Raw genomic sequence first — 13,583 nt, forward strand, 5'->3', positions numbered from 1 at the left:
CGCAAAGGGAGGGGGCAACCCCTCTCTTTCTGGTCAAGCCTCTGTGGCTTGTCCTCAAAGTCTTCTGGTGTCAGTTGGCTTTGACGACAAGCTACAGGGGGAATGTCGAATGCAACAGAATCTTCATGTTTACGACGATCACGCAGGCATCATCTATCTGGCTGATGGACGCGAGGTGAAATTTGATCCGAAACTGTATTCCAGCTCCTACCAGGCGCACAGTGAAGCAGTGAAGTGGGCCAAAGAAACCGGGGTCATTGGTCAAAACGACGATGTGGTGATGTTCGTCCATTGAGGGAGTGGCCTCCAGGAGAGGCTACTCTCCTCGCTCCTTAAAAGTCTTCTTACTCATGGTGAATACCATCAGTAAGCAGATTTTGTTCTCTTCGGAGAGCGAAAAGTGCGATAGCTGGTCGCCAAAAACAAACAGCAAATTAACGTTAATTTACTAGCCCAACCGGGCGCATCCGCCCGGTTCGGGACGTGGTGCGCCTGTCACAATAGGAGCGCACCTATGTCTCAATACTCTCAATTCTCAGTAAGCAAGGTTTTCGGTATGCCCAGCATTCCGGAGAAGGTAACGGCCATCGGCTACGCTGACGGTTCAAACCCTTTCATCCCTGCCACTGATACCAACTACGTTTTCCGCAAAGAGTTTCTGCGAGAGGTCTTGGCCTATCTCAAAGAGCCTGGCGGTGACGCATTGTTCGTAACCGGCCCTACCGGGTCTGGCAAAACCTCAGGTATCACCGAGATCGCTGGTCGTCTCAACTGGCCTGTTCAGCAAATCACTGCCCACGGGCGGATGGAGCTGACAGATCTGATTGGACATCACGCTCTGGTCGCGGAAAAGCCTGGTCAACCACCTGTCATGAAGTTCATGTATGGACCTCTGGCAGTCGCTATGCGTGAAGGTCATCTGCTCCTCATCAACGAGGTGGATTTGGCCGACCCTGCCGAGCTGGCTGGTCTCAACGATGTCCTTGAAGGGCGTCCCCTTGTGATCGCTCAGAATGGCGGGGAAATCATCAAGCCGCACCCGATGTTTCGTGTGGTCGTTACTGGTAACTCTACGGGGTCCGGTGATGCTTCTGGTTTGTACCAGGGGGTGATGATGCAGAACCTCGCAGCTATGGATCGCTATCGTTTCACCAAAGTAGGGTATGCGGATGAGGAAGCTGAACTCAGCATTCTTGGCCGTGTTACTCCGAAACTTCCGGAAAATGTGCGGAAGGGAATGGTTCGGATTGCTAATCAGGTCCGCAAACTGTTTCTTGGCGAAAACGGTGAAGATGGTCAGATCAGCGTCACCATGTCCACTCGGACGTTGGTGCGTTGGGCGAAACTGTCTCTAGCGTTCCGTGGTGCCCCAAATGCTCTTGAATACGCCCTGGATCAAGCTCTGCTTATCCGTGCGGCCAAAGAGGAGCGTGAAGCCATCCTGCGTGTTGCGAAGGATGTGTTCGGGGACCAATGGCGCTAAGGGGTGACGCATGAAGAAAAATGACTGTTTGTGCCGTCGTTACACTGCTAAAGAGTGGGGCAATGACGAAACCACAATAGAAGTCTTCATTGGCTACAAGTTGCTCCGGGAGCCCAGCTCCTCGGAGCCAGGCCAATTCACGATGGTCGAGCTACGCCGAACCGTCACTGATGGGAAAGCTGAAAATTGGTCTGAGACAAAGCTCGAAGGACCTTTTGAAGCTAACGGCCCAGACACGATCCCAATGTCCTACAAGGACAAAGAAAGCCAGTATGTGTCACAGTTTCTCAGCCAGGGGTACACCTTTCTGGATGAGGTGCTGGTAAACGCAGAGACACAGACGGTGCTGGAAGGGGGGAATGTTTCAGCCGGACAAACAGCCAGCTTGGGATCTCTCAACTGGCTGTTATCTCCGCCCTCTGAGTTACCTCCAGGTGACATAAACCTCTTCAAAGGTTTTGTTGCTGGGGTTTTTGCCAAAGGAGCCGGTTTAATCGGCTTTGAGGTTGCTCGGAGCGAAGGCTCAAATGACTTGCTACCCAGTGTGCTGATGCGTACTGACAGCGGTTATGAGCTTGGGGTTAGCACTGGACTAGGCGAAAACACTATCCATCCAGCTACGCTGGAAGGCGCTGGTGAACTCCGCCCGGAACATGGTCACAAACCCCTGCTGATGTTGGTTTACCTGCAACAGCGTTTCGCGGATGACTTTTCAAACGTAGAGAAGCCGCTGGTGGCATTCTGTGATGAACAGGGTGATACCTTCGACTACGAGCGTTTTGATTCACTAAAACCCCTCATTGAACGGTTTGGTTTCAGCTACGACGAAGTAAGAGCAGATGCAGAAAGGCTTGGCCTTGTATCTGAGCTGATTCGCCTGGCAGAGATCGACGCCGAACAAGAGGATCACTTTTTTTAACCCTTACGGGGGCTTGCTCCCCGAAAGGGGCGTTGGCCCTCTCCAAATAACTTGGAGGTCATGATGTCTAAAGGCGTCAACAAAGTAATTCTGGTCGGTAATCTCGGTTCTGACCCGGAAATTCGCTACATGCCAAGCGGAACTGCCGTTGCCAACTTCAACGTTGCAACAACGGATACGTGGCGCGATAAGCAGTCTGGCGAGCAAAGAGAGCATACTGAGTGGCACCGTATTGTGCTTAAAGGTCGTTTGGCAGAAGTCGCTGGTGAGTACCTGAAAAAGGGCTCCCAAGTCTATCTCGAAGGGAGCAACCGCACCCGGAAGTGGACTGACAGCCAACAAATCGAGCGCTACACCACCGAAGTACACTGCGTTGAAATGCAGATGCTTGGTGGTCGTGGAAATGCACCTCAGGACAACTCTCAACGTGCAGCGCCCCAAAAAGGGCAACGTACAGGAGCCGGTACGCAATCTGCTCCTGTGCAGCAATCAGCACCGCAAGGTGGTATGGGCGGAGGCTATGGTCCCGCTCCTGATGGCTGGGATGATGACATCCCGTTCATGCGGCTGCACCACTTGGCTGGCGGGTAACACCGCCAACTCTTACTAAACCCCACGGGGGCACTCATGCCCCGAGGGGGTCATGGTGTCCTCAAACCGTTCATTCGTGAATTGGAGAAACACCATGTCTGATAACAAATCTCTTGTAACCCGTATCGCAAGCCGGTTTGGCGTGGACACCCGAAAGTTCTATGAAACTTTGAAGGCGACCGCATTCAAGCAGCGAGATGGAAGTGCCCCGACCGATGAGCAGATGATGACGCTCCTGATCGTGGCTGAACAGTACGGTTTGAACCCTTTCACTCGGGAAATCTATGCGTTTCCTGACAAGCAAAATGGGATCATTCCGGTAGTAGGTGTTGATGGTTGGAGCCGCATCATCAACGAGCATCCCCAGTATGATGGCGTCGAGTTCGTGTATTCGGACAAGATGGTCAGAATGCAGGGGGCGAAAGTTGACTGCCCTGAGTGGATTGAATGCGTGATTTACCGTAAGGACAGATCTCGCCCTATCCGCATCAAGGAGTTCATTGATGAGGTGTACCGTGAACCGTTTCAGGGTCAAGGTCGCAATGGTGCTTACACTGTTGATGGCCCCTGGCAAACGCACACCAAGCGTCAACTCCGGCACAAGTCGCTGATCCAGTGTTCTCGTGTCGCATTTGGTTTCTCTGGTATTTATGACCAGGATGAAGCTGAACGCATCCGTGAAATGGAGCAGGCATCGGCCATTAACCCGGCTATTGCCAATCTCCCTTCACCATCTCAAGTTCAAAGCCAAGAGCCTTTGGCTATTGAGCACAAAGAGCTTGACCCGATCCTAACCAAACTCGCAAATCGCGCCATTGCTGAAAACGCATGGTCTGCGGCGCATGAGTATGTGAAGGGACGGTATGAAGGTTCGGAACTGCAATATGCGACTCAATTCCTTCGTGACAAGGAGATGGATCAAATGGAGCCTCCGAAACCTGACTACCAGGAAGCGCACGAGCAAGAGTCCGCCGCTGGTGGTTCTGCAAATGCTGAACCTGGTGCCGAAGAAATGCCGCCTTTGAGTGACGAGGACATGATCCCTGTTACAGAAGAGGAGGGCGCGGAAGGCAGTTACTACTAACCCCAACGGGGGGGACTCCCCCGCTGGGGGAGATCTCCCTCCTAACCATTGGAGAGAGGTCCATGAAAATAGTCAACCTATCGCAACGAGAGGAAGATTGGCTTGATTGGCGGCGTCAAGGTGTAACAGCCACTGACGCCGCTATCCTGCTCAATCGGTCTCCGTACAAAACACGATGGAGACTGTGGGCCGAGAAGACTGGGTATGCGCGTGAAGTCGATCTGAGTCTTAATCCGCTGGTTCGCCGGGGGATAGAAAACGAAGATGCTGCAAGACGCGCTTTCGAGGAGAAGTATGATGACATGCTGCTCCCCGCCTGTGTCGAATCGGTTCAATACCCGCTCATGAGGGCCTCCCTGGATGGCCTGAGAGATAACGGGGAGCCCGTCGAGCTGAAAAGCCCGAGTGCGACTGTCTGGGAAGATGTTTGTGCTGAGAAAGCAAACAGCAAGGCATACCAGCTTTATTACCCGCAGGTGCAACACCAGCTCCTGGTAACGGGGGCCAAGCAAGGCTGGTTAGTCTTCTACTTTGAAGGTCAGATTCAGGAGTTTCCAATACTCCGAGACGAAGCCATGATTCAAGAAATCTTGGCCGAGGCTAAAAAGTTCTGGCAACAGGTAGTAGACAAGAAGGAGCCCGACAAAGATCCAGAGAGAGACCTGTACATACCGCAAGGTGAAGAGGTCAACCGTTGGATTGCTGCTGCTGAGGAATACCGCCTCTATGATGCTGAGATTCAGGAGCTGAAACAGCGACTGTCTGAGCTTCAAGAAAGGCAAAAGCCTCATCTCGACACCATGAAGTCCCTCATGGGGGAATACTTCCATGCCGACTACTGCGGTGTGATGGTAACGAGATACAAAGCGGCTGGCCGGGTAGACTACAAAAAGCTGTTGGCTGATAAGGCGTCAGGCGTGAAGCCTGAGGATGTTGACCAGTACAGAGAGAAGTCATCAGAGCGGTGCCGTGTAACGGTTACTGGCTCTGTGAAGCCACGGTACATTGTTGATGAGGACGTGCTTGCTCCTCTTGATGATTTGCCGGAAGAAGTAGAGACGTTCTACTGGTGAGTGGGGGATTTTCCCCCGCTTTCCCTTGGGGATTCTGGGAGTCTCCAACGGAAAGCAAGATTTTGTTCTCTTCGGAGAGCGAAAAGTGCGATAGCTGGTCGCCAAAAACAAACAGCAAATTAACGTTAATTTACTAGCCCAACCGGGCGCATCCGCCCGGTTCGGGACGTGGTGCGCCCCCAACTTTTTGGAGTGCATCATGACTAAAGTGAACCATCTACAAAGCCTCTGTGTTATCCACGTAGACTTTGACATCTGGAGTGGACAAACCCGTTTGTCTGCATCTGATCTCAAGCTGGGCGAGGGTGGTGAAATTCCACCTGAGAAAGTAGCTCAACTGGGAAGTAAGAAGATCTGTGATCCGGCTAAGCTGAAAGGCTTTCATCGCCTGAAAACAGAAACTCGTCGCCTCCTGCTGAAATTCGGTATGCCGTTCATGAACGGATTTGCCGTACCCGTCAGCAAGACCGATGAAATCTGTAACAAGCTGAATGACATAAACTTTCAGTTTAACCAACTGAAACAGGATTTCATCAAAGGTTACAACAAAGCCGTGGATGAATGGTGTCAGGAGAACCCTGAGTATGAACGAGCTATCCGTGCCGGAGCCCTTCCAAAGGAAACGGTCGAGGAGCGGATTGGCTTTGAGTACCAGGTGTTCATGATCCAGCCTGTGAACGAAGATGAGGCCAACGCCAAACGCCTTAACCGCAAGGTTGAGCGCTTGGGTGACGATCTCATCTCCGAAGTGGTTCAGGAAGCGAATAAGTTCTATATGGAACGTTTGGCCGGTCGAGACCAATGTGCGGTCACTACTCGGCAGACACTCCGTAACATCCGCGACAAGGTGGATGGGCTTAGCTTCCTGAACAGCGCTTTTAACCCTCTGGTCAAGCTGCTCGACCAAACCCTCCGGGGATACGAGCAACATGCCGATGGCCGAAACATCGTTGCGCCTTTCTTTTATCAGGTCGTGGCCGCAGTGCTGATCATGAGCGAGAGGGACCGCATCGAGCAGTATGCCAATGGCTCGATTACTGTAGAGGGCATGGCTAATGACATTGGCGGTTCGGGAGCCCAGATGGGGGACCGTTCTAAAGATGAAAAGGCCGAACAGAAAAGCGATAAAGCCGGTGAGCTTATCCCTGCAACAGAGGGTGGCGAAACCAAGCAGCAACAGGTAGGTGGTACTGAATCTGTTCAATCAGAACAGACTAACAGCGGTGGTAACGCTGTTGACCTGGATGAAGACATCGACAACTTCTTCAAGAGTTTTGCAGAACGAGGCGAGGGTGAATCGGAAGATGAATCCAATGCCGGTGATGTGGTTCGAGAAGAGCGCGTTGATGTTGAGGATGAGCCGGTTTTGCCTGAGGAAACTCCGGTAGAGCAAGAGCCTGTCCAAGAGGAGCCGACAGAGGAGCCTCTCAACCAGGAGCTGCCTAAAACTGACGACGATGGCGACTATTTCTTCTAATAGTCACTTCAACTAAACCGACCCGGAGGGGATAGCCATTCCCTCCAGGGGTGGACTATCTCCTTCCCTACCAGGAGAAAAGATATGTCCAAAAAACGCACCATTTACAGCGCTCTACCAATCGTGGCCGCAGCCTATGGTGAAAAACTCGGTGTCAAAGTCGCCATCGGTAACGATGACGCATACACCGATGGTAAGACCATCGTGGTTCCGAATATCCCCGACGACTATCCTCACATGGATGCTGTCTGGGGGTATTTGGCCCATGAAGCAGCCCATGTCCGGTTTACGGACTTTGGTGTTGAGCGCCGCAGAGGTCTTCATGCTGAGTTGTCCAACGTTTTGGAGGACTGCCGCATAGAACGGGCCATGATGGAACTCTTCCCCGGTACGTCGCAGACCCTGAATGAGGTTGCTCGCTATATGGCTCAAGCTGGTCATTACGAGCACGTCACAGACAAAGAGGCCCCTGCCTCCATTCTGACAGGGTTTTGTTTGTACTGGTTGCAAACCAAGGCTGTAGGGCAATCCGTCCTTCAACCCTATCTCGATTCGGCTACCCCCGTATTCGAGCGCGTGTTCCCTCAGGGTGTTGTTGTTCGGCTGAACGCTTTACTGCGTAAGGCTGTGAACACTAAGTCAACCGCAGAGGTGACATCCTTGGCCGACCAAATCATCAAGATGATCGAGGAGGAAAAGGAGAAAGAAGAGCAAAAGCCCCTGAATGGTCAGGATGGTAACAACCAGCAGAATGCTGGTGGCAACCAACCTCAGAACAGTCAGGGCGGAAGTGGTAACGATCAAAACCAAGGGCCTGATGCCAATGGTGGTGATCAGCAAGGTAAAGACCAGAAGCAAGACGATGCTAACGGGAAATCTGATCCGAAAGGACAGGGCGACCAAGGCAAGTCGGATACTGATGGTGGCAGCAAGGCAGGACAAAGCCAGGCTGGTGGCAATTCTGACGCGGCGAAACAAGACGCGGCCAAAATGCTCCAGCAGGTTCTGAATGCCGGTGCCGGTGATTTGCGTGGTGACGCGCATGATGCACTTAAAGCCGAGCTCAACCGGGTGGCTCAAGATAAGGGGGACAGTAGCTATATGACTGTTCGCTCTGCTGTGAACACCCAGGACAACCCTGCTGTTGGCAAAAGCCTGGTAGGGGATGTGAAGAGCACCACTTCAAAGATAAGAACGCAGCTCTACGGATTGGTCCAGGCCAGCCAGCGAGTTGCTCACCGTAACCAACGATCAGGGAAGCGTGTGGATGCTCGGAAACTACATCGTGTAGTGACGGGTGATACCCGCGTATTCCTCAAGCCGGAAGCCAAGAAACGCCCTAATACGGCGGTTCACATCCTGGTTGATATGAGCTCCTCGATGGCCTACAAGGCCGCCAATGGAAAGGAGCGTCAAGACATTGCGCGGGAAGCGTCCTTGGCTATTTCGATGGCTCTGGAAGCAATACCCGGCGTAAACCCGGCAGTCACCTTTTTTGGTGGCAACCGGAACCAGCCAGTGTTCAGTGTCGTGAAGCATGGAGATACGGTTCAGAATCGGGCCGGTCGGTTTGGGTTCAAAGCAACTGGCGGTACGCCTATGGCGGAAGCTATGTGGTATGCAGCTTTTGAACTCACCAAGACCCGTGAAGAGCGAAAAATGTTGATCGTAGTGACTGACGGGCAGCCTCAAAGCGCCCCGGCATGTCGCTCAGTGATTGACCTCTGTGAACGAAGCGATGTTGAGGTGATCGGCATAGGGGTAGAGACTACCGCAGTGTCAGGACTGTTCCAAAAGAACATTGTCATTGATGATGCGGCAGCTCTGCAACGCACACTGTTTAAGTTGATGGAGCGGTCATTGACTGCTTTTGCAGCTTAACAGGAAGTGAAACGACAAACGGCTATCCCTTCGGGGGTGGCCGTTTTTATTTGGAGAGTCTATGAACCAATTCCATTCATCTTTGGATTTGTATCATCGGAACAAAGGTAGAAGGGCTACAGTGCCGGAGACGCCTTTTTTACTGCTTGCTAAGCGCATTCCTCCGATGTACTGGAGACTGTTCCAGGGTGTTACTTTGGATAGTCGTATGGGATACACAGGCAGGCGGCAGTTCCACAGTCTTGGGCAAGCAATCGACTGGGCAAAGTCATCAGTTGGCGATTCCTGGTCAAATAAGCGCTTTCACAAGCCGGTAGGCCTCGATGTATTGCTGGCCTGTACTGCGAGTAAGGTGCCTGAACATCTGGTCGAAGAACTGAAAAGACGGGGCAGTTGATGCGTCTTTGAGCTTTGCACCCGAAAAGGGCAGTTTGAGCGTTCCTGTTCACACAGCTCTCGTGGAACAATCAAAGTGAGGAGGGAATACCCTCCCACTTTCTCAGAGGCCTTCATTGAGGGTTGCTGAGAAAGTGAATTTTGTCCTCTCTGAGGGCGAAACGTGCGATAGCTGGTCGCCAAAAACAAACAGCATTCAACCTCAGCCTAAGGGCGCACTGCGCCTGACAGGCTCTGTGTGCCCAAGTTACTTTAAGGAGCACACATGTCTCATCTGAACAATCTCAAATCCGTAATGATCTCTCTCGCCGCCGAACATAAGCTGCCTGAAATCTACCAGGATGACATCACTACCGATGTGGAGTCTCTGGATCGATTCGATGGTTTACGTCTGGTCTGGCTGTTGCGGTCTTGCGGCAGCGTATTGGTGCCAGCGGAAGTTGGCGTTAATCCGATCTATATCACCCATTGGTTGTGGTCTAACCACGGTCAACAGGTGGTTCCATTCTCTGTGGATACCCGCACGGGGTTGATTGAAAAAATCGACTTCGAGCAAGCTGAAAAGCTGATCATGCAGATGCCTTGCAACCTCTCTTCATTGCAGAACAAGGAATACTTGGTTGACCAGGTAAACCGAGTGTTGCAACGAGGTTGTGAAATGCGTATCTGGGGTATCTTCGAGTCTCCAAGCTCGGTGGAATCCGTTGGTGGTTGGAAAGAGTGGCAGAGCTATTTCAGCTCTACTGGGAATCGACTGATGGCCGATTTCGTTGGTAAAGCCATTCGATTCACCAACCCTCGATAAATCGCCGTTCAACCATTAACCCTAATTAACCCTATGGGGCTCCGATAGCCCTGAGGGGACGGGGCTCCGCAATCGCAATAAGGAGTCCCTATGAAAAACCTATCAGCTTTGGAAGCAGTTCTTGACTACGACAAACCTTCTCGACGTTTTCTTGATGAGCTCAACGAAAACCAGATGAAGGATTTGTCCGGGGAAATCTTCGCCAAGCTCTACTGGAGCAAGCGTAATCCCCAGTGGTACGAGAAAGACACCAATCGGCTGTTTGCACGACTTCGTTGGGTTCAGCGCATCATCAAGAAGCGCTTGAAAACCGGCAAGGTTAAACCTGAACTGACAGAAAATGGTTCAGTGATGGAGCGCTTCAACTTCCCTTATGGTGACACTCTCGATTTCTTCCATCGGTACTTGCGACATCCCAAATGGGAGGTTGTGTATCAAGAATCGGGGTGCAGTGCCTTTTGGAAAAATGAAGCAACGCTTGAGCTATGCACCTACTGCGAAGGTGATGTGGTCATGATGAAGGCTCCTGATGAAGCAACCTTCTTTCGTGATTGCAATCGCCTTAGCTGGTGGTATGCAGATAACGCTTGATCTTAATCCCTAACCAGGGGCGAACCGGCCCCTGATGGGAGCATGGTGCGCCCCATCTATGATGGAGGACGCCATGTTCAAATCATCAGTATGCTCCTACGAAAACAGGGGGCCTTACGGAAACAACAAGTACCGAGGCAACTGCTCGGGCTTTATCGTTAAAGACTTCATTGAGTCTTACATGAGAAAGCCGAACGGGCTGGTGGCAGACCCAAGTGTTGGGGGTGGCTCTAGCATCGACGTTGCCAATGAACTTGGTGTCCGTTTCAAAGGGACAGACTTGCATCAGGGGTTCAACCTGTTGCGGGATGACTTCCTTTCGTTCCTCGGAGAGCCTGCACACCTGATCTGGTGGCACCCTCCTTACTGGGACATGATCCAGTATTCAGGTAAGCAGTGGGGCGAGCCCAACAAATGGGATATGAGCCGCATGAATTTGCCTGAGTTCGTTGAAGCCCTTGAGCTGGCCGTTATGAATATTCATGACGCCTGTGAGCGAGGAGGGCATTACGGAATCCTCATGGGAAACCTGAGGCGCGATGGGGATTATTTCAACCTGTCCAGCCTTGTGGAACGTATCGCACCTGGGAAGCTGGTGGATGAGATCATCAAAACACAGCACAACTGTGTGAGTGACCGAACTCAGTATTCCGGGAAGCTGGTGCGTATCGCCCATGAAAAGCTGTTGGTGTTTCGTCGTAACGACGTTGCCTCATCGCTCTGTCTTCTTGCTGCCGTACACCGTCGAGCAACCAATATGGTTTCGACTACGTGGAAAGCTGCAATACGCCGAACCCTACAGGGGAAAACGTTGAAGCTGGAGCAGATTTACAAAGAGATTGAACCCTACGCAAAGCATCGAGAGAACAACCACTGGCAAGCAAAGGTCAGGCAAGTTCTTCAAGATGCCAGGTTCTTTATTCGCATCGAGGTAGGTGTCTATGCACTTGCTGAGTAGCCCAACCGGGGCGTGACATCCCGGAGGGGATTGGTCGCGCTCATCAACAACAAAGGAGCGTGACCATGAACGTACAACTTCAAGCCAGCAACAATGTGCTGTTGGCGCAAATCGAAAGCAAAGGCCTCACTGTTGAAACGCATTGTCGCAGTGGCTTTTGTGGCATGTGCCGGGTTCGTCTACTCGAAGGTCAAGTGGCCTATGACGAGACGCCCATCGCATTTGTCAAAGAAGGGGAAGTGTTGGTTTGCTGCGCTAAAGCAAAAACCGATGTGACCTTGGAAATTTAACCCATCCGGAGGAGCCTTTCCTGCGGGTGGGGCTCCTCTATCCATTACGAGGAGAAACACTATGTCTATCAATACCAAAGTTGAACAAATCGCATACGGTCATGCTACCGCTCTAGTGCTCAGTGAACTGGGCCAACAAGAGAATTGGTGCAAGGCTTATGAGTATTTGTCTGAGTGTGTCGAACGGGGAGACGAGCCTGAGGATCTGGTCGTTTGGCAACCGTTTGAGCACTGGGAATGGAAAGACATTCTGGAGCAAATCGAGAGCGAAGCCGAGTCTCTGCTTTCGACTATTAAGTCCGTTTTAGGCTTGGCCCACAAAGGCATCATTCAGTCAGCAATTGACTGCTCTCTGGATTCGGACATGACCCAGCTTGACCTGATTGGAATGGTCGAGCTCGGAAGTGAAATCGAAGATGGGGAGTGTGCTGGAGGTGGCTATGCAGCTTAACCGATACACGGCCAGGGAGTCTGACAAAAGTCGGATACTTCGGACCATCGGCTGGTGCAAGCGCAATCACCTTACACTTGCCGGTCTTCCATACGAGGACAATCTTGCAGGAAGTGACGGGATCAGCATAGAGATCATCACTCCTCCTGGTATGTCGCGGGAAATGTTGGAGCAAGCCGTCAGAGAGGGGTATTCAGAGCGAGATGTCGTAAGGCATCGCATTCTGGAGTGCCCTGTCGGTTGGTTCATGGAAGCTGATGGCAAGGCATTTGATCATGAAGTGTTCCACGATTACGTGGTGGCTCATGGTTATGGCGAACCTTCCAGCGAAGCCTATGAGCTGGCGGAGCGGTGGTTCTGGCAGGGCAACGATTATGCGTTGATAGCTGCGGAAATAGTTGCTCGTGATCTTTGTGTTCGTGATGACGAAGATGAGGACTGATCCTATGGATGCTGTAGCGCATATAGCAGCAGATAACCTTGTACCGGCATGTGGAGGTGCAGAGAAGCCGTTTACCGTTAGTGGTAGACAGTGGCTTTACTGCTATCACCCAGCCAGTGGGAGGCACTGCTACTTAGACCTCGATAATGACCGTCCAGTCTGGCATCGAGGATTTCATCCTGCTTTTCATCCTGAGCTTGAGTTCGCTGATGAAGCTGAGTTGCTTCGACCAGTTGAGCGAAAGCCTGACCATGAAGAGCTGGAGGATTTTTACTTTTAACCCACGGGGCCGCTCTTCCTGATGGGAGACGGTCCTCCATTCTCAAAGGAGAAGACCATGAAAGATCACAGTCAAACGATTGTGTTCCCTGGGAACAATGTTGAATCACTTGCTGAGGCTAACGCCATGTTGAGCGCTGTGTCGGAAGATGCACGTAAAGCCAGCAATACGGAAGACAAACGTGACCTTGAATCGCTTCAAGGCTGGCTGGAAGAGAACATCAATTCTCAACTGGCAGGCGTGAAGTAACTATGACTGTAACCCCACTGGGGGCTTCATGCCCCTGTGGGGGCATGGTGCCCGTAAAAGGAGTCACCATGAATGCAGTGAAGATGATCCAGAAGGAAAACCAGCTTGAGCTGCCGCTTTTCTTCCTGGATGAAGAGCCGAAGACCGCAGAAGTCATTCCATTTGAGCCAAAGCCTGAATGGACTGATGATGAGGTAAGGCAGTTACGTGATGGGCTTTTATGGCATAGCCTTAGAGTCCTTGCTGATGGTCGAGCTGGAAGTGAAATCAAGCAGGAAACGATGGCTTGGGTGATGTCCGATGAGGTACATCCATTCTCATTTGTGGTCTGCTGCGATGAAGCAGGTTACGATCCATCTGGAGTAAGGGAAGGCGTGAAGTCTATCCTAAACCGCTTAGCGCGGGTTAAAGCGGGGGGTTAACCCCCTGCTTTCCCAGTGGCATCGACTTTCACATGTGAAAGTTTGTGCCCCTCGGAAAGCAAGATTTTGCTCTCTGTCGAGAGTGAATAGTGAGGTAGCTGGCCTCCCCAAACAAACAGCATTCTACATAACCCTTGGGGGATCACTGCCCCTCGGGCTGGTGGTTCCCTGACAAACATGGAGCCACAACT

Annotated in this window: 19 protein-coding genes; 18 read left to right on the forward strand and 1 reads right to left on the reverse strand. The window is 51.8% G+C overall.

What is annotated here, in order from left to right:
- The first annotated feature begins 109 nt into the window (after window positions 1–109).
- The 18 genes from P2E05_RS20575 (at window position 110) to P2E05_RS20660 (ending at window position 13,392) form a co-directional block, all read left to right on the forward strand.
- A complete protein-coding gene (locus P2E05_RS20575) occupies window positions 110–295 on the forward strand; it encodes a hypothetical protein (RefSeq protein WP_001186917.1) in 186 nt (61 codons plus the stop codon).
- Between the two features lie 219 nt (window positions 296–514).
- Window positions 515–1,483 carry an AAA family ATPase gene (locus P2E05_RS20580; protein ID WP_000085162.1) on the forward strand — a complete coding sequence of 323 codons (969 nt, stop codon included), beginning with the start codon at window positions 515–517 and terminating at the stop codon, window positions 1,481–1,483.
- Window positions 1,484–1,493: 10 nt separating this feature from the next.
- Window positions 1,494–2,402 (forward strand): hypothetical protein, encoded by a 909-nt coding sequence (locus tag P2E05_RS20585; protein WP_000739139.1) that lies wholly within the window; start codon window positions 1,494–1,496, stop codon window positions 2,400–2,402.
- Window positions 2,403–2,462: 60 nt separating this feature from the next.
- The gene (gene ssb, locus P2E05_RS20590) at window positions 2,463–2,993 is read left to right on the forward strand and encodes a single-stranded DNA-binding protein (RefSeq protein WP_000987165.1); all 531 of its coding nucleotides are present in this window, start codon (window positions 2,463–2,465) and stop codon (window positions 2,991–2,993) included.
- Window positions 2,994–3,087: 94 nt separating this feature from the next.
- Complete coding sequence (gene bet / locus P2E05_RS20595; RefSeq protein ID WP_001282585.1) at window positions 3,088–4,077, forward strand: phage recombination protein Bet; 990 nt, start codon at window positions 3,088–3,090, stop codon at window positions 4,075–4,077.
- Between the two features lie 62 nt (window positions 4,078–4,139).
- Window positions 4,140–5,150 carry a YqaJ viral recombinase family protein gene (locus P2E05_RS20600; RefSeq protein WP_000706865.1) on the forward strand — a complete coding sequence of 337 codons (1,011 nt, stop codon included), beginning with the start codon at window positions 4,140–4,142 and terminating at the stop codon, window positions 5,148–5,150.
- A 199-nt stretch (window positions 5,151–5,349) separates the two neighbouring features.
- A complete protein-coding gene (locus tag P2E05_RS20605; protein WP_000170086.1) occupies window positions 5,350–6,627 on the forward strand; it encodes a DUF3150 domain-containing protein in 1,278 nt (425 codons plus the stop codon).
- An 84-nt stretch (window positions 6,628–6,711) separates the two neighbouring features.
- Complete coding sequence (locus P2E05_RS20610; RefSeq protein WP_000039318.1) at window positions 6,712–8,508, forward strand: VWA domain-containing protein; 1,797 nt, start codon at window positions 6,712–6,714, stop codon at window positions 8,506–8,508.
- A gap of 61 nt (window positions 8,509–8,569) precedes the next feature.
- A complete protein-coding gene (locus tag P2E05_RS21860) occupies window positions 8,570–8,905 on the forward strand; it encodes a hypothetical protein (RefSeq protein ID WP_001071288.1) in 336 nt (111 codons plus the stop codon).
- Window positions 8,906–9,169: 264 nt separating this feature from the next.
- A complete protein-coding gene (locus tag P2E05_RS20620) occupies window positions 9,170–9,709 on the forward strand; it encodes a hypothetical protein (protein ID WP_000018872.1) in 540 nt (179 codons plus the stop codon).
- Window positions 9,710–9,799: 90 nt separating this feature from the next.
- Window positions 9,800–10,300, forward strand: a complete 501-nt coding sequence (locus P2E05_RS20625) for a hypothetical protein (protein ID WP_000793769.1) — start codon at window positions 9,800–9,802, stop codon at window positions 10,298–10,300.
- Window positions 10,301–10,373: 73 nt separating this feature from the next.
- Window positions 10,374–11,258 carry a hypothetical protein gene (locus P2E05_RS20630; protein WP_000477209.1) on the forward strand — a complete coding sequence of 295 codons (885 nt, stop codon included), beginning with the start codon at window positions 10,374–10,376 and terminating at the stop codon, window positions 11,256–11,258.
- Between the two features lie 65 nt (window positions 11,259–11,323).
- Entirely contained in the window at window positions 11,324–11,548 is a 225-nt protein-coding gene (gene yfaE, locus P2E05_RS20635) for a class I ribonucleotide reductase maintenance protein YfaE (RefSeq protein ID WP_001102700.1), read from the forward strand.
- A gap of 61 nt (window positions 11,549–11,609) precedes the next feature.
- Window positions 11,610–11,999: a hypothetical protein gene (locus P2E05_RS20640; protein WP_000026577.1), complete on the forward strand. Its 390-nt coding sequence runs from the start codon at window positions 11,610–11,612 to the stop codon at window positions 11,997–11,999.
- Complete coding sequence (locus P2E05_RS20645; RefSeq protein WP_001176699.1) at window positions 11,989–12,441, forward strand: hypothetical protein; 453 nt, start codon at window positions 11,989–11,991, stop codon at window positions 12,439–12,441. Before P2E05_RS20640 ends, P2E05_RS20645 begins: the two co-directional genes overlap by 11 nt.
- 4 nt (window positions 12,442–12,445) lie before the next feature.
- Window positions 12,446–12,721 (forward strand): hypothetical protein, encoded by a 276-nt coding sequence (locus P2E05_RS20650; protein ID WP_000340223.1) that lies wholly within the window; start codon window positions 12,446–12,448, stop codon window positions 12,719–12,721.
- Window positions 12,722–12,778: 57 nt separating this feature from the next.
- Window positions 12,779–12,970, forward strand: a complete 192-nt coding sequence (locus P2E05_RS20655; protein WP_000651508.1) for a hypothetical protein — start codon at window positions 12,779–12,781, stop codon at window positions 12,968–12,970.
- A 68-nt stretch (window positions 12,971–13,038) separates the two neighbouring features.
- Window positions 13,039–13,392 carry a hypothetical protein gene (locus P2E05_RS20660; protein ID WP_000994741.1) on the forward strand — a complete coding sequence of 118 codons (354 nt, stop codon included), beginning with the start codon at window positions 13,039–13,041 and terminating at the stop codon, window positions 13,390–13,392.
- Here P2E05_RS20660 and P2E05_RS20665 read toward each other — a convergent pair.
- Window positions 13,389–13,571, reverse strand: coding sequence for a hypothetical protein (locus P2E05_RS20665; RefSeq protein WP_000498033.1), 183 nt, complete (start codon window positions 13,569–13,571; stop codon window positions 13,389–13,391). The genes P2E05_RS20660 and P2E05_RS20665 overlap by 4 nt on opposite strands.
- Window positions 13,572–13,583: the final 12 nt, after the last annotated feature.

The sequence above is a fragment of the Providencia stuartii genome, from assembly GCF_029277985.1.
GTDB classification, from domain to species: domain Bacteria; phylum Pseudomonadota; class Gammaproteobacteria; order Enterobacterales; family Enterobacteriaceae; genus Providencia; species Providencia zhejiangensis.

Coding starts and splice junctions, on each gene's coding strand:
- P2E05_RS20620 (WP_000018872.1), top strand. CDS start 9,170: ATGTCTCATCTGAACAATCTCAAATCCGTAATGATCTCTCTCGCCGCC.
- P2E05_RS20605 (WP_000170086.1), top strand. CDS start 5,350: ATGACTAAAGTGAACCATCTACAAAGCCTCTGTGTTATCCACGTAGAC.
- P2E05_RS20650 (WP_000340223.1), top strand. CDS start 12,446: ATGGATGCTGTAGCGCATATAGCAGCAGATAACCTTGTACCGGCATGT.
- P2E05_RS20655 (WP_000651508.1), top strand. CDS start 12,779: ATGAAAGATCACAGTCAAACGATTGTGTTCCCTGGGAACAATGTTGAA.
- P2E05_RS20625 (WP_000793769.1), top strand. CDS start 9,800: ATGAAAAACCTATCAGCTTTGGAAGCAGTTCTTGACTACGACAAACCT.
- bet (WP_001282585.1), top strand. CDS start 3,088: ATGTCTGATAACAAATCTCTTGTAACCCGTATCGCAAGCCGGTTTGGC.
- P2E05_RS20600 (WP_000706865.1), top strand. CDS start 4,140: ATGAAAATAGTCAACCTATCGCAACGAGAGGAAGATTGGCTTGATTGG.
- ssb (WP_000987165.1), top strand. CDS start 2,463: ATGATGTCTAAAGGCGTCAACAAAGTAATTCTGGTCGGTAATCTCGGT.
- P2E05_RS20580 (WP_000085162.1), top strand. CDS start 515: ATGTCTCAATACTCTCAATTCTCAGTAAGCAAGGTTTTCGGTATGCCC.
- P2E05_RS20575 (WP_001186917.1), top strand. CDS start 110: ATGCAACAGAATCTTCATGTTTACGACGATCACGCAGGCATCATCTAT.
- P2E05_RS20665 (WP_000498033.1), bottom strand. CDS start 13,571: ATGTTTGTCAGGGAACCACCAGCCCGAGGGGCAGTGATCCCCCAAGGG.
- P2E05_RS20660 (WP_000994741.1), top strand. CDS start 13,039: ATGAATGCAGTGAAGATGATCCAGAAGGAAAACCAGCTTGAGCTGCCG.
- P2E05_RS20645 (WP_001176699.1), top strand. CDS start 11,989: ATGCAGCTTAACCGATACACGGCCAGGGAGTCTGACAAAAGTCGGATA.
- P2E05_RS20610 (WP_000039318.1), top strand. CDS start 6,712: ATGTCCAAAAAACGCACCATTTACAGCGCTCTACCAATCGTGGCCGCA.
- yfaE (WP_001102700.1), top strand. CDS start 11,324: ATGAACGTACAACTTCAAGCCAGCAACAATGTGCTGTTGGCGCAAATC.
- P2E05_RS20585 (WP_000739139.1), top strand. CDS start 1,494: ATGAAGAAAAATGACTGTTTGTGCCGTCGTTACACTGCTAAAGAGTGG.
- P2E05_RS20640 (WP_000026577.1), top strand. CDS start 11,610: ATGTCTATCAATACCAAAGTTGAACAAATCGCATACGGTCATGCTACC.
- P2E05_RS20630 (WP_000477209.1), top strand. CDS start 10,374: ATGTTCAAATCATCAGTATGCTCCTACGAAAACAGGGGGCCTTACGGA.
- P2E05_RS21860 (WP_001071288.1), top strand. CDS start 8,570: ATGAACCAATTCCATTCATCTTTGGATTTGTATCATCGGAACAAAGGT.